Below are 24,459 nucleotides of genomic sequence, written 5' to 3' on the forward strand. Positions count from 1 at the left end.
ACTTGACGTATCGATCTGACCTGGTAGGCAACCTTGTGAAACCCTTACGAATCGGCCGATCACGCCGCGAGCCGCTACTGGCCGACCTACGCTGTGAACGTGGCAATCAAGCAACCGGCGGATCGCCCCGCCTACCCGCTGACCTGGGTCGCGGGTATCGCGTCGATCACTCTCGGAGCGGGCCTCGGCGAATTGACTGCCGGGGTGATCGCCCCAGAGTCGTCGCCTTTCGCGGTGGTCGGCGATGCTCTGGTGGATGCTGCGCCTTCGTGGGCGAAAGACGCGGCCATCGCTCTGTTCGGCACCGCTGACAAGATCGCGCTGTTCGCGGGAATCGCGATCGTCGCCGTCGCCCTCGCGGCTCTCGCGGGCTGGCTGCAGTCACGCACTCCGCCGTGGGGCCTCGTGGTGGTAGGGGCCTTCGGCGCCACGGGCGTCGTCGCAGCGATGACCCGCGCAGACGCTGGCCCGTTTGCCTGGGTGCCGTCGCTGGTGGCAGGCGTGGTCGCGGCGCTCGCGCTGCACCTGCTCACTCGCCTGCTCAGCCCTGCTGCACGTACGTCACGCGTCGGTGCGCCGTCGGGGGTTTCGCAAGGCACCCCTGCAACGGCGCCGACAACGGCAACGGCAACGGCAACGGCGGATCAGCACCCCGATCGCCGCACCTTCTTCATCTGGGCGGGTGCGGCCACCGCAGGTGGCGTGATCGCAACCATCGCGGGCTCCGCAGTGCGCGCAGGTTCGCGCACCGTCACTGCCGTGCGCCAAGCCATTGGGCTTCCCGCCGCAGCGGTTCCTGCCGCAGCGGTTCCGGCGAGCGCAGAGCTCGGCATCAGCGGACTGGCCCCGGTCATCACACCCAACTCAGAGTTCTACCGCATCGATACCGCGCTGATCGTTCCGCAGGTCGACACCTCCGAGTGGAGTCTGCGCATCCATGGAATGGTGAATCAAGAAGTCACCATCACCTGGGACGAGCTCATCGCGCTCCCCCTCGAAGAGAGCTACACGACGCTGTCGTGCGTCTCGAATTCGGTGGGCGGCGACCTGATCGGCAACGCCAAATGGCTCGGTTACCCGATTCGAGAACTGCTCGCGCGAGCAGAACCAACAGCGGATGCCGACATGGTGCTTTCTCAATCCATCGATGGCTTCACCGCATCCACCCCGTTGAGCGTTCTCACCGATGACCGCGACTCGATTCTCGCCATCGGCATGAACGATGAGCCGTTGCCGATAGAACACGGATTTCCCGTGCGCATGGTGGTTCCTGGCCTCTACGGCTATGTCTCGGCCACCAAATGGGTGACCGAGCTGAAGGTCACCACATTCGAACAAGACGAGGCCTACTGGTCTACCCGCGGGTGGACAGAGCGAGGACCGATCAAGCTGCAGTCGCGCATCGACGTTCCGAGCCGCAACCAGAGTGTGCCCGCGGGCGAGACCGTCATTGCAGGTGTCGCCTGGCAGCCTCACGTGGGGGTCTCAAAGGTCGAGGTGCAAATCGATGGCGGCGAGTGGGTCGAAACGAAACTCGCTACCGCGATCTCGGATGACACCTGGGTGCAGTGGAGCATGCCGTGGACGGCCACGAGCGGTTCCCACACGATCAGCTGCCGCGCCACGAACGTCAATGGCGAGACACAGACCGATGCGATCGCGCCGCCCGCGCCCGATGGAGCCACGGGTTGGCAGCAGATCAGCATCAACGTCGCCTAGCATTCGGCAACCACACCTGATCAGCCTGCGAGCACGACTCTCAGCTGCTCGATAGCCCAGTCGATCTCGGTCGCGCGAATCACCAGCGGCGGCGCAATGCGAATCGTCTGGCCGTGCGTGTCTTTGACCAGCACGCCGCGAGCAAGCATCTTCTCAGCGATCTCGCGACCGGTGCCCAGCGCGGGGTCGATGTCGATGCCCGCCCACAGGCCCGCAACTCGTACATCGGTGACGCCTTGGCCGATCAGGGCGTTCAAGCCGGCTTCGAGATGTTCGCCGAGTGCGGCCGCACGGGTCTGGAACTCGCCCGACTCAAGCATCTCGACCACGCGCAGCCCAACGGCCGCCGCAAGCGGATTCCCGCCGAACGTTGAGCCATGTTGGCCCGGCTGAATCACTCCCAGCACATCCCGGTTAGCGACCACGGCCGAGAGCGGAACGATGCCGCCGCCCAGCGCCTTGCCGAGCAGATACATGTCAGGAACGACCTGCTCGCGATCGCACGCGAAGGTGGTGCCGACGCGGCCGAGGCCGGCCTGAATCTCATCGGCGATCATGAGCACGCCGCGACGGGTGCAGATCTCGCGCACCGCGCGCAGATAGCCCTCGGGAGGAATGATGACTCCCGCCTCGCCTTGAATCGGCTCGATGAGCACCGCCGCGGTGTTGTCGTCGATCGCGGCTTCGATGGCGGCGGCATCTGCGAACGGAACCTGCACGAAACCGGGCGCGAACGGGCCGAAGTCATCGCGCGCACTCGCGTCATCGCTGAACCCGACGATCGTCGTCGTGCGGCCATGAAAGTTTCCGTGCGCGACGACAATCGTTGCAGCATCCGCAGCGATGCCCTTGACCCGATACCCCCACGCGCGTGCAACCTTGATGCCCGACTCGACAGCCTCGGCGCCGGTGTTCATCGGCAGCACCAGATCTTTGCCGCACAAAGCGGCGAGCGCCTGGGCGAAGATGCCGAGCTTGTCGTTGTGAAAAGCTCGGCTCGTGAGCGTGAGTCGATTCAGCTGCTCTTGTGCGACGGCAAGAATTGCCGGGTGACCATGTCCGAAGTTCAACGCCGAATAGGCCGAGAGCAGATCAAGGTAGCGCTTGCCCTCGATGTCGGTGACCCAGGAACCTTCGCCGCGTGAAACGACAACCTCGAGGGGGTTGTAGTTGTTGGCGAGGTGAGTCTCTGCGGTGTCGATCACACGGAGGGCCTCGGTGTGAAATGAGGGAGTAGTCATGGCGTTTCCGTTCAGCGTCGCAGTTCCAGGGTGCAGCATTTGATGCCGCCCCCACCGAGCAGGAGTTCTGACAGATCGACGAGCACCGGGTTGTAGCCGCGCTCACGAAGCTGCTTCTCAAAGCCCTTCGCGCGTGGCGAGATGATGACATTGAGACCGTCGCTCGATGAGTTCAGGCCGAACACCGCACCGTCGTCGTCTGACACCTTGATCGCATCGGGAAAGCGCTCGGCGAGAATGCGCTGCCCTTCGGCATCGAATGCACCGGGCAGATAGGCGATGTTCGCCTTCTCAACACCGTTCGGCCCTTCAACGGGGTCGAGCACCGAGATGGCGGTGTCGAGGTGATAGAACCGCGGGTCGACCAGGTTGAGTGAGATGACCTCTTTGCCGAAGACTCGCCCAAGCTCGCCGTGGCTGTCGCCGGTCGAACGAAAGCCGGTTCCGGCAAGGATCACATCACCGACGAGCAGGAAGTCACCCTCACCCTCGTTCACCTCAACCGGGTCGGCAACGGCGAACCCATTGGCAGCGAACCACTCCATGAAGGCGGGGCCTTCGGGCTGCCGCTCAGCGAAACGAAACTTCGCCCCGTACGCAACACCGTCGATGATGAAACCGCCGTTGGCGGTGTAGACCATGTCGGGCAGCGACGCGATTGGGTCAATCAGGTGAACCTCATGACCGAGAGCGATGTACGTGTCGTGAAGCTTCTGCCACTGGCTGACGGCGAGCGCAGTGTCAGTGGGATTAGCCGGTTCCATCCACGGATTGATCGAGTAGCTCACGGTGAAGTGATCGGGACGACACATCAGATAGGTACGACGCTGCTGAACTCGAGAAGCGTGGGTATCGACAGCGGGCGCTGACACTGCGTTCTGCGTAGACATGAGTGCTCCTTGCGAAAGGGCGGCGGACGCTGTCCTGGGGCCCGACGGCCTTCGACGCATTGCACTCAGTAACAAGGCAACAGCGAAGGGAACGATTCGGGCACGCCGTGATCATTCTGCCACGGGAAGTTGGCCTGTCTCGTTCTATCGGCAGCGGGCAACGAACGTGGGGAAAGTCAGCAGTTCACTGTTTCGTTGCCGACAAGACACCTCATCGGTTCTCCTAGGCCACCGTCATCGCGCATCGTCGAGAGACCGGAGGAACAAATGGATACCAACGCAGTGCTGGCTTGGGTCGAGTCACCCCTGCAACTCGTCGGCGCCGCCGAGTGGGGTGCCGCTCACCGCAGAGCGGTGACCGTAGCTGGTCGCCTCACCGCGCAGATGTCAGAGACAGCGGACGAGCTGCTCGCGCGTCGCGCCTGGTTCGGAGAGATGGCGCCGTACCTCGGAATTCCTTGGAAGCTGCTGTCACAGCATGGGCACTGGCTCATCGGCGATGGCTTCTCCGGTCAGTTTCGCCTTGCCGCGTCAGTATTGCGTCCGCGACAGATCACGTTTCTCGACGACGGTGCCAACACGACGTCGCTCGCCGACAGTCTCACCGGCTCACGTCCCTATGCGCGCCCGGGTATCGCAGAACGCGGGCTCACCACTCGACTGCGTCCCTTCGCGCTTGAAACGGTGCGACGAGTCGCGCGCGATCGCCGAGCGTCGATCTTCACCGCGTTCGATCTGGGGCCCGCCCGCGAGAATGCCCTCACGAACTTGGGCTTTTCGGTTTGTCATCACTCATTCGAATGGACGCGCTCGAGCGCGGGTTCGGCACAGCGCCGTGAGAACCGCATCGTGCTCGGAAGCGCCCGCCCGGTAGACGGACGCATGCCCATTGAGCACTACATCCGCTGGGTCCACCACATCGCCGCGGCAGGCGCTGTGGAGTACTTTCCCCACCGCCGTGAGACTCCCAGCCAGCTCGACGCTGTCAGAGCCATCTCGGGTGTAACAGTCGTGCAGACATCGCTGCCGATCGAGCTCATCCTGGCAGGGCATCCGACTGCTCTCGATGTGTTCAGTCAGCCTTCCAGCACCAACACGACCCTGCCGCTCGTTCTGCGCGGCAGCGGATCAAGGGTGCACAGCAGCGCCCCGGGCCCCGAGATTGGCATAAACACGTGAGCGAAACAGTCGCAGTCATTCCGGCGCGAGGCGGATCAAAGGGCATCGAGCGAAAGAACCTTCGCCGAGTCGGGGGAATCCCGCTCGTCGCGCGCGCAATCCTCGCCGCGCAGCGATGCACAGAGATCGATCGTGTTGTCGTGTCTACTGACAACGACGAGATCGCTGACGTGGCACGGGAATGGGGCGCGGACGTCGTTATGCGCCCCGCCGATATCGCCGGCGACGAGGCATCGAGTGAGAGTGCACTTCTGCACGCGCTCGCGGAACTCGAGGCGCGCGGTATCGGAGTTCAGATTCTGGCCTTTCTGCAGGCCACGTCGCCATTCATCGACTCGACCTCGCTTGCCGAGGCTGTGCGGGTGGTGAGCTCACGCCGGCGCGACGTCGCCTTCTCTGCGGTTGAGAGTTTCGCCTTCATGCTGGCACCGCGGCGATGGCGGCTGCGCTGTGGCCCTGGGCCACGACGTCGACTCACGCCCGAGGCGACAGGATCGGGAGGCGCACTACCGCGAGACCGGAGCGTTCTACGTCATGCGCGCGCGCGCATTCGTCGCGGTAGGCCATCGCTTCTACGGCAGCATCGGCATCATCGAAGTGCCTGAGCAGACCGCGATCGAGATCGACACCCTCGCTGAGCTCGAGATGGCTTGCCTGCTCGCCGCGCGCATCGACGCAAACGAACCGATGGATGTCGATGCCGTCGCTACCGATTTCGATGGCGTGCACACCGACGACACCGTCGTGGTGAATGACCGCGGCGAAGAATCGGTGCGCGTCAGTCGCTCTGACGGGATGGGCGTGGCGTTGCTGCGCCGCGCGAACGTGCCGATGGTGATTCTGTCGACCGAGAAGAATCCGGTCGTGTCGGCTCGCGCGGCCAAGCTGAACGTCGATGTGCGTCAGGCACTTGATGACAAAGCGGCGGCATTGCGCTCGTGGGCAGAGTCCACGGGTGTCGCCTTGTCTCGCGTTGCCTACCTCGGCAATGACGTCAACGATCTCGGCTGTCTTGAGATCGTGGGGTGGCCTGTTGCCGTGCGCGACGCTCACCCCGCGGTCTTGGCGGCAGCTCGCGTCACTCTTGCGAGCACGGGAGGATCCGGCGCGGTTCGCGAGCTGGCCGATCTCACACTGAGCGGGCGCGAAGCGTCAGCATCCATCCACAGCGAAAGGTCCACCTCGTGACTGTCACCATCGGAAACCGTGTCGTCGGCAGCGGCCGCCCCGTCTATGTCATCGCCGAGATCGGCCTCAACCACAACGGCGATGTCGAGATCGCCAAGCAGCTCATCGACGTTGCCGCGAACGCCGGCGCTGACGCCGTGAAGTTCCAAAAGCGCACGCCCGAGCTCGCGACCCCCGAGCACATGCGAACCATTCCGCGGGAGACGCCGTGGGGAACAATGTCGTACCTCGACTATCGCCGCCGCGTCGAGTTCGGCCGCGACGAATACATCGAGATCTCGGACTACGCCATGCTGCGCGGCCTCGAGTGGTTCGCATCTCCCTGGGACGAACCGAGCGTCGCTTTTCTTGAAGACCTAGGCGTCACCGCGCACAAGGTCGCCTCGGCCAGCCTGACCGATCACGCCCTGTTGAGTGCGCTGCGAGACACGGGCAAGACGGTGATCCTATCGACCGGAATGTCAACGATCCGCGAGATCGATGCGGCAGTCGATGTGCTCGGAACCGGTCGCCTGCTCCTCATGCACGCCACGTCCACGTATCCGATGGAGCCGAACGAGGCGAACCTGCGCATGATTCCGGCTCTGCATGATCGGTTTGCCGGTGTTCCGGTGGGCTATTCGGGTCATGAGCGCGGCCTGCAGATCTCCCTGGCGGCCGTGGCACTGGGTGCTGTCGCCGTCGAGCGCCACATCACACTCGACCGCACGATGTGGGGATCAGATCACGCTGCCTCGCTTGAACCGACCGGTCTTGAGCACCTGGTGCGCGACATTCGTGTCATTGAAGAGGCGCTGGGTGATGGTGTGAAGCGGGTCTACCCCGGCGAACTTGCTCCCATGGCAAAACTCCGCCGCGTTCCGGCGTGAGCACGTGGGCTGCGTCCGCCACCAAGGCTGAAATGCGGGTCGTCGGCGTCGGCGACACCGACTCATACGTCAAGTGGGGCGCGGCGCTCCTAGGCGGCGCGCCCGCTCAGTTCTCGAGCAGCTTCGTCGTGCTCGAAACACCTCTCGCGGTCAGCGCCGGGCAACAACATGCCGCCCTTGCCGGCAGTGGTCTGCCGGCACACGCGGTGTCTCGCCTCACGCTCGACGCGTTTCACCAGCAGCTCACCGGTGATCCCCCCGACGCCGTGCTCGTTGCGGCGCGTGGGCCCCTTGCGCGGGTCATCGCACGGTTGGTAGCGACCATCGAGCCGCGCCCGGTGATCGTCACGGGGCTTCCCGGCATCTCGATTCCCGCGACGCGAAAGGCCTTGCTGTTTCGCGCACAATGCGATCTGTTCGTGTTGCACTCCCACCGCGAGATCGCCAGCTTCACTCACTTGGCGTCGTCCCAGAACTTCGATTCCAGATTCGCTCTCGCCTCATTGCCGTTCGCGGCACGAGCGCGAGTTGATGACACGCCGCACCCGCGCGGAACGGATCTGGTCTTTGCCGCGCAGGCAATCGTTCCGCTCGAGCGCCACGACCGTCTTGAGGTCGCCGCACTGCTCATCCGGGCGGCGAAAGCGGACCCCTCGCGACAGGTGGTGCTCAAGCTCCGTGGCGCGAAGGGGGAACACCAGACGCACTCGGAATCTCTGCCGCTGGCTGACCTCATTGACGAGCTGGGTGGGGCGCCCGAGAACCTGGTCATCTCGACTGGCCCGATGCGTCGCGCCCTCTCGACTGCAGAGGGGCTGGTGACGGTCAGCTCGACCGCGGCGATCGAGGCGATTGCGCTCGGGGTTCCGGTGATCGCGCTTGACTCGTTTGGCGTCTCACCCGAACTCATCAACGAGGTCTTCGACGGAAGCGGGCTCTACGGGAGTGATGATGACGTCGTGCACCGGCGCTTTCGGCAGCCGAATCGGCTTTGGACCCGTGAGAACTACCTCCATGATGCCCGTGACGACAACTGGGCCGCGCGCGTCGTCGAACTCGTTGCACTGCGACACCAGGGTGTGCTGGCGTCGAAACCACCGCTGCGTCGCCGAGGTGGCGTCATTCGCGATGCCTGGGAGCGAAAGCTCGTACTGGGCAGTTTCGACAGGTCGGCTGCCGGCTTCTTCGCCCTGGTGATCGGTGTGCCGTTGCGGGCTATTGTGCGCACCGGCCAACGGGTGCAGCGAGCAATCGCGCCGGCCGTGGCTGCCGAGTCGCACAGTCGTGAAACTCCCGATGCCAAGAAGCACTCGCGTATGGGGTCACGGTAGTCAACCCGTGACGGTGACCACGATCTTGCCGACCACATGACCGTCAGCGGCGCGCGCCAGCGCAGCATCGGCTTCATCGAACGACGACACGTGCTCGATCACGGGTGCGAGCGAGCCCGCCGTCGCTAGTGCAACCAGGCTGTTCAACGTGTCTTGGTTTCCAGTCGCTGCCAGGGGAAGCAGCTTGCGCTTTGACCCCACCGAGATGATGGATGCTGCTGTCAACCGCGCGAGCGGCCCCAGCACACGTCCTCCCTGACCCGACACCAGCACGACTTTGCCGCCCTCTCGCACGAGACGCTGAAGCGCGCGCAACCTGGCTGTGCCCGCGATATCGATAACCACGTCGAACTCAGCCTCGCCGAGCTCGGTGGCCCCCGGTTGCACCTTCTTGTAGTCGAAGGTGGCGGCCGCGCCGAGGGACTCGACCAGAGGGCGATTGCGCTCACCACAAAGCGCCCAGACCTCCGCGCCGCGCTGGGCACACAGTTGCACGGCAAAGGTTCCGACCCCGCCTGAGGCCCCGATCACCAGCACCCGCTGCCCCGTCGCGACACCGGCGCGATCGACAGCCTGCAGCGCGGTACCCCCAGCGACCGGCAACGCCGCCGCGACGGTGACATCGAGTTCAGACGGGCGGTGCACGAGCCGCGAGGCTGTTGACACGGCATACTCCGCGAGCGCCCCTCCCGCGAGTTCGCCGACCACCTCATCACCGACCTTGAATTGGGTCACTCGCTCACCGACGGCCACCACTGTCGCGGCAGCATCCATTCCTCGCACACGCTGTTTCGGTCGACGAAGTCCAAAGGCGACACGCAAGACCAGCGGCTCACCGCGCATGACATAGATGTCACCCGCGTTCAGCGATGTGGCGTGCGTGCGAACAAGCACGTCGTCACGCCCCACCTGCGGAACGTCGATCTGGGCTTGGACGACAACTTCCGGGCCGCCGTACCGCTCTTGACACCATGCCGACATGGTCGTGGGCAACGGGTTCATTGTTCCTCCGCCTCGGGGTACTGAAACAGATCGTCGAGCCCCACGCCGAACACGCGCGAGATTTGGAATGCAAGCTCGAGTGTCGGTGAGTATTTGCCCTGCTCAATCGCGATCAGGGTTTGGCGCGTCACCCCGATCTGGCGTGCGAGGTCTGCCTGAGTCATACTCGATTGCTCGCGAAGCGCGCGAATGGAATTTGTGACCTTGGTGGGCTTGACCATCAGATGAGTCCCCGGCGGTACGCAATGACTTGCGCGACCCCGCCGACGAAGGCCGAGAGCGCGAAGCCGAAGAACATGGTGTTCGCGATCCAAAACCAGTCAGCTTCGAACGCGCTCAGCACGATGACACCGAGACCCGCGACGACCATGAACGCTTGGCCGACTCTGCCGCCCATGTGCGCGATGTCGCGGTCGCGCTGGTCGGACTTGCCGACGCCGTCTGGGTCGCGCATTCCGGCGAAGATGCCCCACACGACGCTGACGACAATGGATGCTGCGATGCTCGCACCGATCGTCCACGCCATGATCGGCCACCAGTCGACCTCGACGAGCGGACCGCCGGCAGCCTGCTGAAAGACGACGAATACGTAGACCGTCATAGCGATGGCAGTGACGCCGAGACCCGCCCAGACGTTGCGTTCTTCGTAAACCACGAGTGACTCCTTGATGTCAGGAATGTTTGACATTAAGAAAACTACCGGGCAATCTGCTCGGTGTCAAGAATTCTTGACACCGAGCAGATCAGATCACGTCAGCGGACCAGTCGTCGGGATTGCCGAAGCGATGCGCTGTGATGGTGATCGACTGTTCTCGCAGAAAAGTGAGTAGCTCAAGGCGCCCTGCGGTCGTGACCTCATTGTCGTAGATCGCAACATCAGGGTCACCCTCGATTGCGTCTGCCAATGCACGCCGCAACACCGAAACGGTCTCTCGGGCTCCGACCAGGCGCACGCGGGACGGTCGCGGCGCTATGCCGCTCAACGCGTCAGTGTCGCTGCTCGGCTTGGCGATCATCCGTTCGAGCCACTGCTCCTGGGTCTCAACGAAAACGACAACATCCTCGTCGCTGAGCGCGCGGCGCACCGCAGCTGGCAGGCCGACCGGAGCACTGATTGTCAGTCGCGTGCCCGCTCGAATTCCCGCCAGCGCAATGCGCAGCAGCGCCTGCCACGATGCATCCGCGGTAGCGCGCACATCGACGTAGTGAACCGGCCGGTAGCGAAAGAGATTGCGCTCAACACCCAAGTTCGAGACATCTTTCACTCGGCCGAACTCGCGGTCCCATGCGATCGCATCAGACAGCGCAGCGCGCCGCAACCATTCGAAAGCCTCGTAGTCGAGCGTGGCCTGGGCTGCTTCGATCACCGAGGTAATCCGCGAGTCCAGCCCGCGCAAGTGCAGGGTTGCCGAGGTCGCCGCGCCCGATGTCGCCCGCCATGACCCGAGCCCGAGCAGATAGTTTGGACCACCAGCTTTGGCGCCCGCACCGACCGAAGAACGTTTCCACCCGCCAAATGGCTGGCGTTGCACGATCGCTCCCGTGATGCCGCGGTTGACGTAGAGGTTGCCCGCCTCGACCTCTCGCAACCACATCGCGAGATCTTCGGGGTCTTGAGTGTGAAGGCCCGCCGTCAGTCCGTAGTCAACGGCGTTCTGCAGTTCGAGGGCCCGAGTGAGCGACGAAACACGCATGATGCCGAGCACCGGGCCGAAGAACTCTTCCATGTGAAAGCGCGACCCCGGTTGCACGCCGGTGCGGATGCCGGGAGACCAGACCCGACCCTCATAGTCACCAGCATCGTCTTTCGTCGCCACTTCTCGCGGCTCCACAAGCCACTTCTCTCCGGCGCCAAGGGTGGTCAGTGCCCACTTGAGCTTGCCGTGAGGCGGCTCTACAAGCGGCCCGACCTCGGTGCGCGGGTCAGAGGGCACCCCGACGCGAAGGGAATTTGTGGCATCCACCAGTTGGCGCGCAAATCTCTTGGAGCGACCGACGGAACCGACCACGATCACGAGCGAGGCCGCCGAACATTTCTGCCCTGCGTGGCCGAAAGCGCTCTTGACCACATCCGACACGGCGAGATCGATATCTGCGCTGGGCATGATGATCATCGCGTTCTTGCCGCTGGTTTCGGCCAGCATCGGCAGATCGCGCCGCCAGGAGCGGAATAGCGCCGCGGTTTCCCACCCCCCAGTGAGAATGACTCGATCAACATCCGCGTGCGACAGCAGCTGCTTTCCGAGCGAGTCTTCGTCGAGGTCGACGAGTGCCAGCACGTCTCGCGGCACTCCCGCTTCCCAAAGCGCTTCGGCGACGACAGCTGCGCAGCGGCGCGCTTGCGGCGCTGGTTTGAAGACCACTCCCGATCCGGCTGCGAGTGATGCGAGCACACCGCCGGCGGGAATCGCGATGGGAAAGTTCCACGGCGGGGTCACAACGGTGACCCGATCAGGCACGAACACTGCGCCGCCCATGCTGTCGAGCTCGCGAGCATTTGCGGCGTAGTAGCGAGCGAAGTCGATGGCCTCGCTGATCTCGACGTCCGCTTCGGCCAGCACCTTGCCGGTTTCAGACGCGGCCACTTCAATGAGCTCTGCACGGCGGCTCTCAAGTGCGCTTGCGGCGGCAAGCAGCACGGCGCCGCGGTCGGCGGCGGGAAGCGAACCCCACTGCTCGGCGGCTTCTCTGACGTGCGCGACGATTTGATCAAGTTGCTCGGCTTCGGCGACGTGCGCGGCGGCGATCGTCGCGTCTCCGGCGGTGGAGTCGCCGATGCGGGCAATGATCTCGCGACCCCACGCTCGGTTTGCCGGCAACGCGGGATCGGTGTCGGCGGTGTTGACAAAGCCCGGAGCGCCCGCTGCCGTCTGGCTGCCCTGGCGGGACGCGAACACCGCTGTCTCGACGTAGTTGTCTGCGCCAAAGCGCTGTTCGGCCGCGAGCGGCACCACGGGAACGGTTTCATCGGCATTTGTGGCCGCAGATCGTGCGATGCCCAGCACTGCCTGTGTCAGGCCAGCACCGACCGTCGCGTCGCCCACCGCTTCGGAATCAACGGCGAGCGTGTCGCGAAAGAGACTGGGGCTGTCGTGCTTTGACGTGTCGGTGAGACGTGTAGCGCGCGCTCGATCCTGCATGCGGCGCGCTCCGACTGGCAGGCTCTCATCGTTCGCGCGCGCCACGGAGGCGATAAACCGCTCGCGCTCGCGATCGAAGAGGGCCGAATCATCGGCGAGGTCGAACGCTGCCGAGAGAAAGTTGTCGCTCGAGGCGTTCTCTTCGAGGCGGCGAACGAGGTAGCTGATCGCGACATCGAACTCATCGGGCTTCACTACGGGCACATACAGTCGCACCGCTCCGACGTCACGTGAGATCGCAGCGACTTGCCCCTGCGCCATACCGAGCAGCATCTCGAACTCGACAGCCTCTCGCACTTCTCGGCCGCCGGCGAGCAGCCAGGCATATGCGATGTCGAACAGGTTGTGGCCGGCAACCCCGACTCGCACTGCGCTGGTGTTCTCCGGCCGCAGCGCGAAGTCAAGGCAGCGCACATAATTCGCGTCGGTGTCGAGTTTCGAATCGAACGTCGCCAGTGGCCAGCCGTGAACAGCGGCATCCACTCGCTCCATTGCGAGATTCGCGCCCTCGACTAGTCGCACCTTGATACGTGCTCCGCCCGCGTCGACGCGCACGCGTGCCCACTCAGTGAGGGCGGCGAGGGCTGGTTGCGCGTCGGGCAGATATGCCTGCAGCACGATGCCGGCTTCCATCGCCCGAAGCCGCGGATGAGCGAGCAGCCTGGTGAAGACAGCCACGGTCAGGTCGAGGTCGCGGTACTCCTCCATGTCGAGATTGATGAAGGTGCCGTTGTCGACTGCGGTGAGGTACAGCGGCAGCAGCCGCTCAATGACGGTGCTGACGACTTCGTCGAAGGCCCACATCGATACATGGCTGACGATCGCCGAGACCTTCACCGAGACGTAGTCGACATCATCACGGCGAATAAGCTCGTGAATTCCGTCGAGTCGACGTTTCGCTTCAGACTCACCCAGCACGGCCTCACCGAGCAGGTTCAAGTTGACGCTCGCGCCCGATTCGCGAATTCGCGCGAGTGCGGGGGCCAGCTTTTCGGGCCGCGCGTCGACGATGAGATGGCCGACCATCTCGCGCAGCACGCGCCGCGCTATTGGCACCGTCGGCGTAGCGATCACGGGGGCAACTGCCCCGCCAGCACGAACGGCGCCTCGCAGATACCACGGCAGAAAGTCGGGCACCAAAGGCGCGATCCGGTTCAGTTGGGATGCTGCCGCGAAGTGTGACTCCGGTCGCATCACGCCGTCCACGAAGCCGAGTGTGAAAGGCAGACCTTTAGGGTCTTTCAGCACCCCGGCGAGCCGCTGTGCGGCGGGGTCGACATCGGCAGTTGCCGCTTCGTCGACCCATCGGCGCGCAAGCGCGACCGCGCTGTCAACAGTGGCACCCGCCGGCTCTAGAGCGTCGGCGTCTTGGTCGCCATGTTCGGACCGATCAGGATCTTGCCGGTCAGGATCATTCGCCATGTCGACAGCCTACGTCCGCCGCTGCGCGGGGTGCGGGTCATCGCAGCGAGAGTCTTGCTAGCTCCAGACGCTGGGCGCCGCGGCGCGAGTCGAGGGCAACGCTGAGGCTGCGGCCCACTCGAGCATCCACGGCTCAAGGGGAGGCAGGGTGTCGGGCCGGTGCAGCGCGTCGAACAGCTCCTCGTGAGGCACGAGGCCTCCTGAGCGCCGCAAGAATCGTGCGCGCACGATCATCTCTGCGTAGATTTCACCCTTCACCACCGCGCGATGCACCATGTAGACCGACTTCTCATCATGGGCGAGCAGTCGCGTCTCAACGGTGAAGCGCTGCCACAGTTGGAGGGACTTGCGGAACGTAATTGTCTCGCTGGCGACTACCGCGTACCAGGCGTGAGAGTTCACGACATCCCAGACGCCGGTGCGGATGAGCAGATCAAAGCGACCGAGGTCGAACAATGACGCGTACCGACCATTGTTCATGTGCCGCAACAGGTCGATGTCGGTGGGCAGAACGCGCAACTTCACGCGGCCCACAACCGTGGGGTCAAGCGGACCGCGACGGCGCAGCAGCGTCTTCGCGCGCAAGATGGTCAGCATTGTTCGCCAGATCACGTTCACGAGGAGCGATCGTAGTGATGCTTGCGCGAATTCGCGATTCGGTTGTGGGGTTTCGACAGCCGTGACTCGGCTCGGAGTCTGGGCTGAGCGTGGCGGGAAGTCGATTGGATGCGGCTGAAAACTCAGGGTTCTCACCCCGTTCGTTACACGATATTCACGTTGCATCCACTCGATTTCCGCTCTTGCCCACCCCGGCGTAGAGTCTGGCCATGGAAGCTGAAACGCAGACCGACATCGTCGTCCGTCCTGTGCGGGACGTCGACGCTGAAGCGCTCGGACGAGTGCACGCAACATGCTGGCACGAGACCTACGATCACCTCATCAGCAAGGCGGCGCTTGAGGCTGTATCACCGAAGCGCCTCGCAGAGCTCTGGACGCACTGGGCTGCTCAGGGACCCGATTTCAAGATGGTCGCGGCTCTCGCTGACGGCGAGATTGTCGGCTTTGCCGGCTCGGGACCCGCGCGCGATAAGGATGCTCCGCGATTCCGTGAGCTGTATTTCATCTATCTGCTCGATGCGTTTCACGGCACCGGCACCGGCAAGAAGCTCTTCGATGCTGTGGCAGGTGACGAAGAAGAGATGTACCTGTGGGTCGCCGAAGACAACCCACGCGCGCACACCTTCTATAGCCGCAACGGCTTCGCTCTCGATGGCGCCACCCATACCGAACCGTTCCTCGGCGAGACGCTGACCGAAGTTCGCTTCGTTCGCTGATTCTTCATGCTGCAGGTTTGGGCGCTCTCTGGCCTGCCCGAAGTTGATGCGGGCGCCAATCTGGCTGCGCTGATCGGCGACGCTATCGGCGCGGTCGCCGGTTCGGGCGATGTCAGCGGTTCTGGATCGATTCCCGACGGCGAGTCGCTCGAAAACGGCGACATCGTCGTCATCACCTCGAAGATCGTCTCGAAAGCTGAGGGGCGCTTCGTCGTCGCCGCCGATCGCGAAGATGCGATCACGGCAGAGACTGTCAGGCTGGTGGCGTGGCGCACGGGGCCAGCTGGCATCACGCGCATCGTCGAGAACAAGCTCGGCATCGTGTCGGCGGCCGCCGGCGTAGACGCGTCGAACACCCCTGAGGGCACGATTCTGCTGTTGCCGGTTGATCCCGACGCTTCAGCGCGCGCAATCGCGCAACAGCTGCGCGAGAGATTCGGCGTCGAGGTGGGCGTGCTGATCACAGACACGCTCGGTCGCGCCTGGCGCGACGGACAGACCGATCACGCGATCGGCGCGGCAGGGGTGCACGTATTTGAAGATCTTCGAGGTCAGACCGATGCCGAAGGGCGCCCTCTTGTGGTGACCAAGCCGTGCGTCGCCGACGAGATCGCCGCGGCAGCCGAGCTCGTGAAAGGCAAGGCGTCGGGGTTGCCCGTGGCGATCGTGCGCGGGCGCAGTGACCTCGTGGGCCCACTCGATCTGCCCGGGGCTCGGTCAATCGTGCGCCCCGCCGAGTTGGATATGTTTCGCCGCGGCGCTGACGAAGCATACGCCGATGGCTACGCCGCGGGTGTTGCCGAGCGCGACAGCTAGCGGACCCCGGGCGTTGCCTTCGACTCTCGAAGTCGCTTCACGCCGGGGTGAACCTCGACGCCAACCCGCTTCTAGCGGCCGCTGACCTTGCCGAACACGCGCGCGATCGGTGCGAGCACCAGCGGGCGTGCTGCGACCCATGCTGCGGCAATCACCACGAGTGACGCGACGAAGAGCCAGAACCCGAGCCAGTTGTCGGCGTACGCGTTCGGATCGACCGAGCCTTGCGCGGCGTACATATGGTTCAGGTTGCGAAGCGCGCCGGTGGAGAGCACCAGAGCGACGTGCACGAAGATGAACGCGACAAAGTAGAGCATCACCGGAAAATGCACCGCGCGTGCCCACTCGATCGGGTACGCCTTGTTGAGGCCCTTTGCATCAGCGGGCCAGAGCTTCGACATGCGGGCGCCGGAGATTGCAGCGAGCGGTGCTGCGATGAAGATCGTTGCGAAGTAGGCGATCTGCTGCAGGCTGTTGTAGTTGACCCACCCGTTCTCTGTCGGCCAGTCCAGTGAGACGTACTGCAGTGCAGCTGACAGGGCGTTGGGGAACACTTCCCAGCTGGTGGGTATGACGCGCATCCACTGCCCAGAAACGAACAGCAGAACGATGAAGATCACGCCGTTGACGAGCCACAGAATATCGAGAGACTGGTGGAACCAGAGGGTGAGAGAGATCTTGCCTTTGGAGTTGTTTCTCGGCGTCCAGAACGCGGTCGGGCGTTTCTCGGTGCGAACGGTGAGACCTGATCGGATGATCAGCACCATCAAGAAGACGTTGAAGAAGTGCTGCCAGCCCAGCCATGCCGGAAAGCCAACCGGCGCACCTTCGGGAAGGTGGTACTCGCCCGGGTAAGTCGCCATGAAGCTCTGCATGCCCTCGAGGCTGAGCAGCCACCGGACGGCAAACACGGCCATTGCGGCGGCGAACAGCAGTGCGAAGCCACCGACGATGACCGAACCGGCCCACTGAATCTTCGTGAAAGGTCCGACGCGCTCCGCTTCGGGCTTCGGTGCGGTGCGCGTGCGGGCGTAGCGCCCCTCCCACACCGTGCGGGTGAACGGAAGCGGCGCTGCGAGGTCGTATCCGGTTGCGGTGCGCGGTTGCTCGGCAACAGCGGCTTTCGCGTCGCCCGGCTGCGGGTCGGATGCAGCCACGACCGCATCTTCGCGAGGCGCACCGGCCACGTCGTCGGCCTCAGCCACCGACGGCGCGAAGCCCGCCGGCGGCCACGGCTCTCCCCCAGCCACACGGGGCAGGCCCCGACGGATTGCCACGCCGGCGGCTGCAGGAGCAGCTGCGACGGGTGCGGTCGGTTGCGCCGGGGCGGGTGTCTCAGCGGCGGGTGCGTCGGGGGCGGCAGCAGCCGGGGGCTCCACCTGGGCAGTACCCGCAGCGGGACCGGGCGCAGACCCGCTCGGCGCGGCGGGCTCTGCAAGAGTGGCGGATGCAGGGGCGGCAAGCGAAGCGGGGGGCCACGGCTCGCCGCCCGGCGTGCGCGGCAGGCCACGACGCACGCTGCGGCCCGCAGTCGGCGCTGCTGCGCTAGCCCCCGTGGCGGTCGGGGCAGTCGCGGCGGCAACGGGCGCTGTTGCGGCAGTCGAAGGTGCTTCGGTCGCCACGCTTGTCGCCGCCGGGGCGGCGGGTGCGTCAGTTGCCGCGCTCGGCGCCACAGGCTCGGCAACCGCGGCTGCGGCGGGTGCGTCAGAGGCGGCAGGCCATGGTTCGCCGCCCACCACGCGCGGCAGTCCTCGCCGCAACTGTTGACCGTACGTCGCCATGCGCCGTTACGCCTTCTTCGCGTTGAGCGCGTCGATCAGCTGCGGCACAACAGTGAACAGATCGCCCACCACACCGAAGTCAGCGATCTCGAAGATCGGCGCGTCGCCATCTTTGTTGATCGCAACGATCGTCTTCGCCGTCTGCATACCGGCCTTGTGCTGAATCGCACCAGAGATTCCAAGAGCCACATACAGTTGCGGTGAAACCGAGACACCGGTCTGACCGACCTGCGCGGCGTAGGGCACGTAGCCCGCATCAACCGCGGCGCGCGAAGCGCCGACAGCGGCTCCGAGGGCGTCAGCGAGTTGCTCGACGAGTTCGAACTTGTCACCCGAGCCGAGTCCACGCCCGCCCGACACAACCTTGACCGCACCACGCAGCTCGGGTCGAGTCGACGACACCACGGCTTCTTCAACGTTGCTCACCGACGCAACGCGGCGACCCGAAGCAGTCACCTCGAGCTTCTGAACATCCGCGCCAGAAACCGCTTCTGCACGTGCGTCGACAGCGCCCTGACGAATCGTGATCACCGGGGCACCCCACGTGACAGCCGACTCCACGTTGTACGCGCCGCCATACACCGAGTGATGCGCGACCACACCGATGTCATCGCGCGAGACACCAACCGCGTCAACCGCGATACCCGAACGCGTGCGCGCCGCAAACCGACCGGCCGCCTCGCGACCCTCGATCGAGTGCGACACCAGCACGGCGTCAGGCTTCACCAGGTCAGCGGCTGCGGCCAGCGCGTCTGCGACCGGAACCGTCAGCCCCTCGCCCGGCGCGCCAACAAGCACCGCTTCGGCACCCAGCTCAGCCGCCGCAGCGGCCACACCATCAGCATCCGACACCACCAACGCGACCGGAGTGCCCACCGAGGCTGCCGCACCCAACAGACCGGCAGCCGACTTGGCGAGCTCGCCCGAGGGCGTCACGTCAAGCAAAACAAGAATTGAGTCTTCAGCGAAAGTCATGGCATCCACCTATGCAAGCCGGTTCTGAATGAGGAACTCCGCGAGCTGTGTGCCCGCGTCACCCTCGTCGACAATCTTCACGCCAGCTTCACGCGGCGGCTTCTCGCTCACAGCGGTCATGATCGACCGCGACGCCTCAGGATCGTTCGCGTCGAGATCGAGATCCGCGAGCGACAGCGTCTCAAACGGCTTCTTCTTCGCCGCCATGATGCCCTTGAAATTCGGGAACCGTGCGTCAGGAAGCGCCTCGGTGATCGAAATCACCGCAGGAAAGTCTGCACTCAGCTGCGCCGTCGCGCCATCACCAGCACGCTCACCCGTCACCGAACCCTCGGCAATCTGAACCGAACTCAGATACGTCGCGTTCGGAACATCAAGCAGCTCGGCGATCATCGCCGGCAACACCCCGCCCGAACCATCCGTCGACTGATTGCCCGCAATCACCAGATCAAACCCCGTGCGCGTCAACGCGGCAGCCAGCACCTCAGCAGTAAGCCCCAAATCAGCACCCAGCAACGCCTCATCAACAACCTGCACTGCCGAGCCCGCACCCATCGCGAGACCCTTGCGCACCGTCGCCACCGACGCCTCAGAAGTCATCGACAACACAACCACCTCAGTGCCCGCGTTCGCGTCGGCATAGCTCAACGCCACCTCAAGGGCACGCTCGCCGATCTCGTCAATGACGCGCTCACTCGCCTCACGATCGGCAATGCCGGTCTCAAGGCTGAGCTTGCGATCACCATACGTATCCGGGACCTCTTTGACCAAGACGACAATCTTCATGGCGCTCCGCTTCCGTTCGTCCTGTCGATACTAACCGCGCAACAATTTTCGATCGAAACGCGTTGTTACTTCAGGTCATGAACCTGAAGGTTGTGGCCGCTTCGGTTATGCGTTTCCGAAATTGGGTGCGCGTTTCTCACGGAAAGCGGCCATGCCTTCCTTCTGGTCAACAGTGTCAAACAGCGGTGCGAAAGCGTGACGCTCAAACCGCAGTCCTTCCGCGAGGCTGGTTTCCATTGCCGCATCGAGCGCTGCCTTAGCCGCATAGACCGAGGGCAGCGACTTCGAGGCGATCGTGTCCGCGACCTTGCCAGCTTCTTCAAGAAGATCGGATGCGGCAACGACCCGCGACACCAAGCCGCAGCGTTCGGCTTCTTCGGCATCCATCATTCTTCCCGTCAAGACGAGCTCCGCCGCCTTCGCATACCCAACGGCGCGAAGGAGTCTTTGGGTGCCGCCCATACCGGGGATGACCCCGAGATTGATCTCGGGTTGACCGAACTTGGCAGTGTCAGCTGCCAGAACGATGTCGCACATCATCGCGAGCTCACAACCACCACCGAGCGCATAGCCAGACACGGCAGCGATCACGGGGGTGCGCACCGCAGCGAACCGCGCCCATGGTCCGAAATGATCGTCCATGATCATGTCGAGGCCAGACTTCGACTCCATCTCTTTGATGTCTGCGCCTGCGGCAAAGGCTCGCTCTGATCCGGTCACAACGATCGCGCCGATTGCGGGGTTCGCGTCGAACGTAGTGGCGGCATGAACCACATCGTGCATCAGCTGCGCGTTCAGCGCGTTCAGAGCCTCGGGGCGGTTGAGTGTGATCCATCCGACGCGCCCACGGGTTTCGGTGAGGATGGTTTCGTAGTTGCTCGTCATTCCTCGATCTTGCCTCTCGTTCGCCCAATGCGCCAGGACGCGGCAAGCGCAGCGCACAACACGCGGGTGTTGCTCGGTGTTCACCCCCTGGTCACCATGCACAGGTATTACTCAGGGGCGCAGTCGCGCGCCTCCGTCATCAAACTCGAGGATCACGATGCCCCTGTATTCCTTCCGCCGCACTGTCGCGATGACAGCTGTGGCGGCGCTCACCTGCTCGCTCGCGGTCGCGACCGCTTCCGCTGCTTCGGCGGCAATCGTTGCCACTCCGCCCACGGACTCAGCGGACGGCGCGGCACTCTCCCTCGCTCCGATCGGCAGCTACGAGACGGGCATCTTCGACGAATCGGCGGCTGAGATCGTTCAGGCCTACGGCGACCGGCTCTTTGTCGTGAATGCACAGGCTGGCTCGGTCGACGTTCTCAACTACACCGATCCTGAGGCGATGGAGCTGCTCTTCTCGCTCAGCTCTGCCGGAGTCGCCAACTCGGTCGCTATTCGCGAAGACGGCCTCGGCGTCATCGCCATGGAGGCGCCGACCAAGACGGACGCCGGCCACCTCTTCTTCTTCGACGCCAACGCCGACGATGCAGGAGCGGCCGCGCTCGGCATCGTCACCGTGGGCGCTCTGCCCGACATGGTGACCTTCTCACCCGATGGCGCGTACGTCGTGTCGGCGAACGAGGGCGAACCCGACGACGACTTCGCGGTTGACCCTGAGGGAAGCGTCAGCGTCGTTGCCGTACCGGCCACGCTCACTGCCCCCACCCAGAGCGACGTGCAAACCGCGGATTTCCACGCTTTTGAGGCTGACGGCGCACTCGACGAAGACGTGCGCGTCTTCGGGCCCACTGTGGGCGATGACTATCCCGTCAGCCGCAACCTCGAGCCCGAGTACGCAACGGTCGTCGGTGGCACCGCCTACGTGACCCTGCAAGAGGCAAACGCGATCGCTGTCGTCGACCTGGCTTCCGCCACTGTGACCGCGGTCGAGGCTTTGGGCTTCAAAGACCACGGCGTTGTCGGCCTTGACGCGAGCGATCGCGATCCGGAAGACAACCCCGAGTTCAACATCGACACCTACGCGGGTCTGTACGGCATGTACATGCCCGACGCGATCTCGTCGTACACCGCTGGCGACACGACCTACCTCGTGACAGCCAACGAGGGTGACGCACGCGAGTGGGGCAACTACGAAGAGCCGGTTCGCGTCAAGGATCTCGAAGAAGACGGGTTCGGCCCGGTCTGTGAAGACAGCGCCGTTGCGGACTACCTCGAAGACGAAGACCTCGGTCGTTTGAACGTCACGATTGAAAACGGATTCGACTCGGACGCAGAATGCTACGACTCGCTGTATGCCTTCGGAGCACGTTCATTTTCGATCTGGACCACCGCAGGTGACCTCGTCTGGGACTCCGGTAGCTCGTTTGAAGAAGTCACCTACGCCGCCGCACCCGATTTCTTCAACTCGAACCACTCCGAGTCGAACCTCGAGGGACGCAGTGAAGACAAGGGCCCCGAAGCTGAGAGCGTCACGATCGGCGAGCTGAGCGGCCGCACCTACGCGTTCGTCGGCTTCGAGCGTGTCGGCGGCATCGCCGCGTACGACATCACCGACCCGGCAGCATCCACGTTCGTCACTTACATCAACAACCGCGACTTCGCGGAGTCGGTCGAAGATGGCGGCGATCTGGCAGCCGCTGGCGACCTCGGCCCAGAGGGCATCGCGTTCATCCCCGCTGCCGAGTCGACCACGGGCACACCGTTGCTCGCCGTCGGCAACGAGGTGTCGGGAACGACCACGCTGTTCGAGATCACCGACATGCTCGCACCAACGACCACCGAGGTCACGGTGTTGACGATCAACGACTTCCACGGCCGCATCGAGCAGAACCTCTTTGGCGGCGAGGCCGGTGCTGCTGTGCTCGCCGGTGCCGTTGACTCCTTCGAAGACGAGAACCCGAACACGCTGTTCGTCTCGGCCGGCGACAACATCGGTGCGTCCACGTTCACCTCGAACGTGGCGCAAGACAACCCGACCATCGACGCACTCGTTGCCGCTGGACTTGATCTCGGCGCCGTGGGTAACCACGAGTTCGACCAGGGCTACGCCGACATCACCGACCGTGTGCTGCCGCGCTTCGGCTCGACGGCGCAGGGCTTGGGCGCAAACGTCTACAACATCGGAACCAACGAACCCGCGCTCGACGAGTACGCCATCGAGACGATCGACGGCGTGCGCGTAGCGTTCATCGGCACCGTGACCGAAGACACCGCGAACATCGTGAGCCCGACGGGCATCGCGACGATCGAGTTCGGCGACCAGCTCGAGGCCGCGAACCGCGTGGCAGACGAACTGACCGAAGGCGACATGGCCGACGTGATTGTGCTTCTGACCCACAGCGGCTCAGCCACCAGCGAATGCGCAGAGGTTGCCGCTGACGCCTCGGCGTACGGCGAGCTGATTCGCGGGGCTTCCCCCGAAATCGACGCCATCGTCTCGGGACACACTCACCAGACCTACACGTGTGAGGTTGCTGACAGCGAAGGCGCCGAGCGCCCAGTCATTCAGGCACACCAGTACGGTACGACGCTGGGCAAGCTCGACTTCACTGTTGACAACGACACCAAGGAGCTCGTCTCGATCGAGACTGCGCTGGTTCCCCTCGTCGTTGACGGCGCGGCCGCCTACCCGGCAGACGAAGTCGTTGCGGCAATCGTGGCCGAGGCAAAAGAAGAAGCCGACGTGCTCGGGAATGTTGAGTCTGGCGTGATCAGCGCTGACATCCTGCGCGGTGGAACACCATCGGGTAGCGACCGCGGTGTCGAGTCAACCCTCGGCAACACCGTCGCCGATGTGTACCTCTGGGCGACCTCGAACGACGACTATGCGGGCACACCTGCACAGATCAGCATCATGAACCCCGGTGGGCTTCGCGATGACCTGCTCTACGGTGAAGACGGCACCCTGACCTACCGCCAGATCGCCAACGTGCAGCCGTTCGCCAACACACTCGTCACCGTCACTCTCACGGGTGCGCAGCTCGAGCAGATCCTCGAAGAGCAGTGGCAGCCAGGCGCCGAGCGCCCCAAGCTGCATCTGGGTATCTCTGAGGGCTTCAGCTATGAATACATCGAAGACGCGGCCGCCGGTGAGCACATCGTTTCGATGTCACTCAACGGAGTCGCGATCATGGCCGATGACGAGTTCACCGTGGTGACCAACTCGTTCCTCGCGGGTGGCGGCGACAGCTTCTTCACCTTTGCTGAGGGAACTGACCGCACCGACACCGGTCAGGTCAACCTGCAGGCGACAATCGCCTACTTCGAAGAATTCGATGTGGTTGACCCCGCCCCGCTGGGCCGCGCGGTACTCGCCGACTCGACCGAGCCGGTGGATCCGACCGACCCGACCGACCCGACCGACCCGACCGACCCGACCGACCCGGAGCTGCCGGCGACCGGCACCGACTGGGCAACGATCGACATCGGATCGGGCTCGGTCGAACAGGGCGGCTCGCTGATGGTTGACATCTCGGGACTCGAGGCTGGGCAGCAGGTTGGCGCCACCCTCTACAGCGACCCGATCGTGGTGGACGGCATTCCCGCCGCAGGCACCGACGGCACCGTGTCGTTCGTTGTCAGCATTCCCACCGACCTCGAACTCGGCGCACACACGCTGGTGATCGAGTCCGACGGCTTCGAAGACATCGAAGTCGCCGTCACCGTGGTGGCACCGGGCGCTCTCGCCGTGACCGGTTCGCAGCTACCGCTGGGAATCGCGTTGGTGGCAGCCCTGATGCTGGCCTTGGGTGCGATGGCACTGATGGCACGTCGTCGGCCGGTTGCGTAGCATCCACTGATTGATCGCCTTGCGGCCTCGACCTTCGGGTCGAGGCCG

Annotated in this window: 20 protein-coding genes; 9 read left to right on the top strand and 11 right to left on the bottom strand. The window is 64.2% G+C overall.

Features of this window, described 5'->3' with window-relative positions:
- The first annotated feature begins 99 nt into the window (after window positions 1-99).
- Window positions 100-1,719, top strand: coding sequence for a molybdopterin-dependent oxidoreductase (locus tag SJY18_RS07650; RefSeq protein WP_396667122.1), 1,620 nt, complete (start codon window positions 100-102; stop codon window positions 1,717-1,719).
- A gap of 20 nt (window positions 1,720-1,739) precedes the next feature.
- Here SJY18_RS07650 and rocD read toward each other — a convergent pair whose 3' ends face one another.
- Window positions 1,740-2,960, bottom strand: a complete 1,221-nt coding sequence (rocD, locus tag SJY18_RS07655; protein ID WP_396667123.1) for an ornithine--oxo-acid transaminase — start codon at window positions 2,958-2,960, stop codon at window positions 1,740-1,742.
- A gap of 11 nt (window positions 2,961-2,971) precedes the next feature.
- On the bottom strand, window positions 2,972-3,850 hold the full coding sequence (gene ddaH / locus SJY18_RS07660) for a dimethylargininase (RefSeq protein ID WP_337336474.1): 879 nt from the start codon (window positions 3,848-3,850) through the stop codon (window positions 2,972-2,974).
- A gap of 267 nt (window positions 3,851-4,117) precedes the next feature.
- On the opposite strand from ddaH, the gene SJY18_RS07665 reads away from it, so the two are divergent.
- Genes SJY18_RS07665 through SJY18_RS07685 form a run of 5 tightly spaced genes read left to right on the top strand, consistent with a single transcriptional unit; the run spans window position 4,118 to window position 8,417 of the window.
- Window positions 4,118-5,029 (top strand): hypothetical protein, encoded by a 912-nt coding sequence (locus SJY18_RS07665; RefSeq protein ID WP_396667124.1) that lies wholly within the window; start codon window positions 4,118-4,120, stop codon window positions 5,027-5,029.
- Window positions 5,026-5,634, top strand: a complete 609-nt coding sequence (locus tag SJY18_RS07670; protein WP_396667125.1) for a cytidylyltransferase domain-containing protein — start codon at window positions 5,026-5,028, stop codon at window positions 5,632-5,634. Before SJY18_RS07665 ends, SJY18_RS07670 begins: the two co-directional genes overlap by 4 nt.
- Window positions 5,564-6,217: an HAD hydrolase family protein gene (locus SJY18_RS07675; RefSeq protein ID WP_396667126.1), complete on the top strand. Its 654-nt coding sequence runs from the start codon at window positions 5,564-5,566 to the stop codon at window positions 6,215-6,217. Before SJY18_RS07670 ends, SJY18_RS07675 begins: the two co-directional genes overlap by 71 nt.
- A complete protein-coding gene (locus tag SJY18_RS07680; RefSeq protein ID WP_337336477.1) occupies window positions 6,214-7,086 on the top strand; it encodes an N-acetylneuraminate synthase family protein in 873 nt (290 codons plus the stop codon). The genes SJY18_RS07675 and SJY18_RS07680 overlap by 4 nt, the downstream gene beginning before the upstream one ends.
- Entirely contained in the window at window positions 7,083-8,417 is a 1,335-nt protein-coding gene (locus SJY18_RS07685) for a DUF6716 putative glycosyltransferase (protein WP_396667127.1), read from the top strand. The genes SJY18_RS07680 and SJY18_RS07685 overlap by 4 nt, the downstream gene beginning before the upstream one ends.
- Here the strand turns inward: SJY18_RS07685 and SJY18_RS07690 are convergent, their stop codons facing one another.
- The 5 genes from SJY18_RS07690 to SJY18_RS07710 are packed head-to-tail and all read right to left on the bottom strand — an operon-like array spanning window position 8,418 to window position 14,599.
- On the bottom strand, window positions 8,418-9,419 hold the full coding sequence (locus tag SJY18_RS07690; protein WP_396667128.1) for an NAD(P)-dependent alcohol dehydrogenase: 1,002 nt from the start codon (window positions 9,417-9,419) through the stop codon (window positions 8,418-8,420). It lies immediately after the preceding gene.
- Entirely contained in the window at window positions 9,416-9,640 is a 225-nt protein-coding gene (locus SJY18_RS07695) for a helix-turn-helix transcriptional regulator (protein WP_396667129.1), read from the bottom strand. The genes SJY18_RS07690 and SJY18_RS07695 overlap by 4 nt, the downstream gene beginning before the upstream one ends.
- Complete coding sequence (locus SJY18_RS07700; protein WP_396667130.1) at window positions 9,640-10,107, bottom strand: hypothetical protein; 468 nt, start codon at window positions 10,105-10,107, stop codon at window positions 9,640-9,642. Before SJY18_RS07700 ends, SJY18_RS07695 begins: the two co-directional genes overlap by 1 nt.
- Before the next feature lie 55 nt (window positions 10,108-10,162).
- Window positions 10,163-13,981, bottom strand: a complete 3,819-nt coding sequence (locus tag SJY18_RS07705) for a proline dehydrogenase family protein (protein WP_396667131.1) — start codon at window positions 13,979-13,981, stop codon at window positions 10,163-10,165.
- 57 nt (window positions 13,982-14,038) lie between these two features.
- Complete coding sequence (locus SJY18_RS07710) at window positions 14,039-14,599, bottom strand: thioesterase family protein (RefSeq protein ID WP_396667132.1); 561 nt, start codon at window positions 14,597-14,599, stop codon at window positions 14,039-14,041.
- A 209-nt stretch (window positions 14,600-14,808) separates the two neighbouring features.
- Between SJY18_RS07710 and SJY18_RS07715 the strand changes: the two genes are divergently transcribed.
- On the top strand, window positions 14,809-15,315 hold the full coding sequence (locus SJY18_RS07715) for a GNAT family N-acetyltransferase (RefSeq protein ID WP_337336484.1): 507 nt from the start codon (window positions 14,809-14,811) through the stop codon (window positions 15,313-15,315).
- 6 nt (window positions 15,316-15,321) lie between these two features.
- Window positions 15,322-16,131, top strand: coding sequence for a coenzyme F420-0:L-glutamate ligase (gene cofE, locus SJY18_RS07720; protein ID WP_396667133.1), 810 nt, complete (start codon window positions 15,322-15,324; stop codon window positions 16,129-16,131).
- A 71-nt stretch (window positions 16,132-16,202) separates the two neighbouring features.
- Here cofE and SJY18_RS07725 read toward each other — a convergent pair whose 3' ends face one another.
- From SJY18_RS07725 to SJY18_RS07740, 4 genes are all read right to left on the bottom strand, one after another.
- Window positions 16,203-17,912, bottom strand: coding sequence for a cytochrome b/b6 domain-containing protein (locus tag SJY18_RS07725; protein ID WP_396667134.1), 1,710 nt, complete (start codon window positions 17,910-17,912; stop codon window positions 16,203-16,205).
- Window positions 17,913-17,918: 6 nt separating this feature from the next.
- On the bottom strand, window positions 17,919-18,887 hold the full coding sequence (locus SJY18_RS07730) for an electron transfer flavoprotein subunit alpha/FixB family protein (RefSeq protein WP_396667135.1): 969 nt from the start codon (window positions 18,885-18,887) through the stop codon (window positions 17,919-17,921).
- Between the two features lie 9 nt (window positions 18,888-18,896).
- Window positions 18,897-19,673 (bottom strand): electron transfer flavoprotein subunit beta/FixA family protein, encoded by a 777-nt coding sequence (locus SJY18_RS07735; RefSeq protein WP_337336488.1) that lies wholly within the window; start codon window positions 19,671-19,673, stop codon window positions 18,897-18,899.
- A 105-nt stretch (window positions 19,674-19,778) separates the two neighbouring features.
- On the bottom strand, window positions 19,779-20,558 hold the full coding sequence (locus SJY18_RS07740) for an enoyl-CoA hydratase (RefSeq protein ID WP_396667136.1): 780 nt from the start codon (window positions 20,556-20,558) through the stop codon (window positions 19,779-19,781).
- Window positions 20,559-20,715: 157 nt separating this feature from the next.
- Here SJY18_RS07740 and SJY18_RS07745 point away from each other — a divergent pair, with 157 nt between their 5' ends.
- Window positions 20,716-24,411 carry a choice-of-anchor I family protein gene (locus tag SJY18_RS07745; protein WP_396667137.1) on the top strand — a complete coding sequence of 1,232 codons (3,696 nt, stop codon included), beginning with the start codon at window positions 20,716-20,718 and terminating at the stop codon, window positions 24,409-24,411.
- The last annotated feature ends 48 nt before the right edge of the window (window positions 24,412-24,459 follow it).

The organism is Microbacterium sp. R86528 (assembly GCF_044596335.1).
GTDB classification, from domain to species: Bacteria; Actinomycetota; Actinomycetes; order Actinomycetales; family Microbacteriaceae; genus Microbacterium; species Microbacterium marmarense.

Bases quoted from the DNA above. Each gene is read 5' to 3' on its own strand.
- rocD (WP_396667123.1), bottom strand. From the start codon at position 2,960: ATGACTACTCCCTCATTTCACACCGAGGCCCTCCGTGTGATCGACACC.
- ddaH (WP_337336474.1), bottom strand. From the start codon at position 3,850: ATGTCTACGCAGAACGCAGTGTCAGCGCCCGCTGTCGATACCCACGCT.
- SJY18_RS07665 (WP_396667124.1), top strand. From the start codon at position 4,118: ATGGATACCAACGCAGTGCTGGCTTGGGTCGAGTCACCCCTGCAACTC.
- SJY18_RS07675 (WP_396667126.1), top strand. From the start codon at position 5,564: ATGCGCGCGCGCGCATTCGTCGCGGTAGGCCATCGCTTCTACGGCAGC.
- SJY18_RS07690 (WP_396667128.1), bottom strand. From the start codon at position 9,419: ATGAACCCGTTGCCCACGACCATGTCGGCATGGTGTCAAGAGCGGTAC.
- SJY18_RS07695 (WP_396667129.1), bottom strand. From the start codon at position 9,640: ATGGTCAAGCCCACCAAGGTCACAAATTCCATTCGCGCGCTTCGCGAG.
- SJY18_RS07700 (WP_396667130.1), bottom strand. From the start codon at position 10,107: ATGTCAAACATTCCTGACATCAAGGAGTCACTCGTGGTTTACGAAGAA.
- SJY18_RS07705 (WP_396667131.1), bottom strand. From the start codon at position 13,981: ATGGCGAATGATCCTGACCGGCAAGATCCTGATCGGTCCGAACATGGC.
- SJY18_RS07715 (WP_337336484.1), top strand. From the start codon at position 14,809: ATGGAAGCTGAAACGCAGACCGACATCGTCGTCCGTCCTGTGCGGGAC.
- cofE (WP_396667133.1), top strand. From the start codon at position 15,322: ATGCTGCAGGTTTGGGCGCTCTCTGGCCTGCCCGAAGTTGATGCGGGC.
- SJY18_RS07725 (WP_396667134.1), bottom strand. From the start codon at position 17,912: ATGGCGACGTACGGTCAACAGTTGCGGCGAGGACTGCCGCGCGTGGTG.
- SJY18_RS07730 (WP_396667135.1), bottom strand. From the start codon at position 18,887: ATGACTTTCGCTGAAGACTCAATTCTTGTTTTGCTTGACGTGACGCCC.
- SJY18_RS07735 (WP_337336488.1), bottom strand. From the start codon at position 19,673: ATGAAGATTGTCGTCTTGGTCAAAGAGGTCCCGGATACGTATGGTGAT.
- SJY18_RS07740 (WP_396667136.1), bottom strand. From the start codon at position 20,558: ATGACGAGCAACTACGAAACCATCCTCACCGAAACCCGTGGGCGCGTC.
- SJY18_RS07745 (WP_396667137.1), top strand. From the start codon at position 20,716: ATGCCCCTGTATTCCTTCCGCCGCACTGTCGCGATGACAGCTGTGGCG.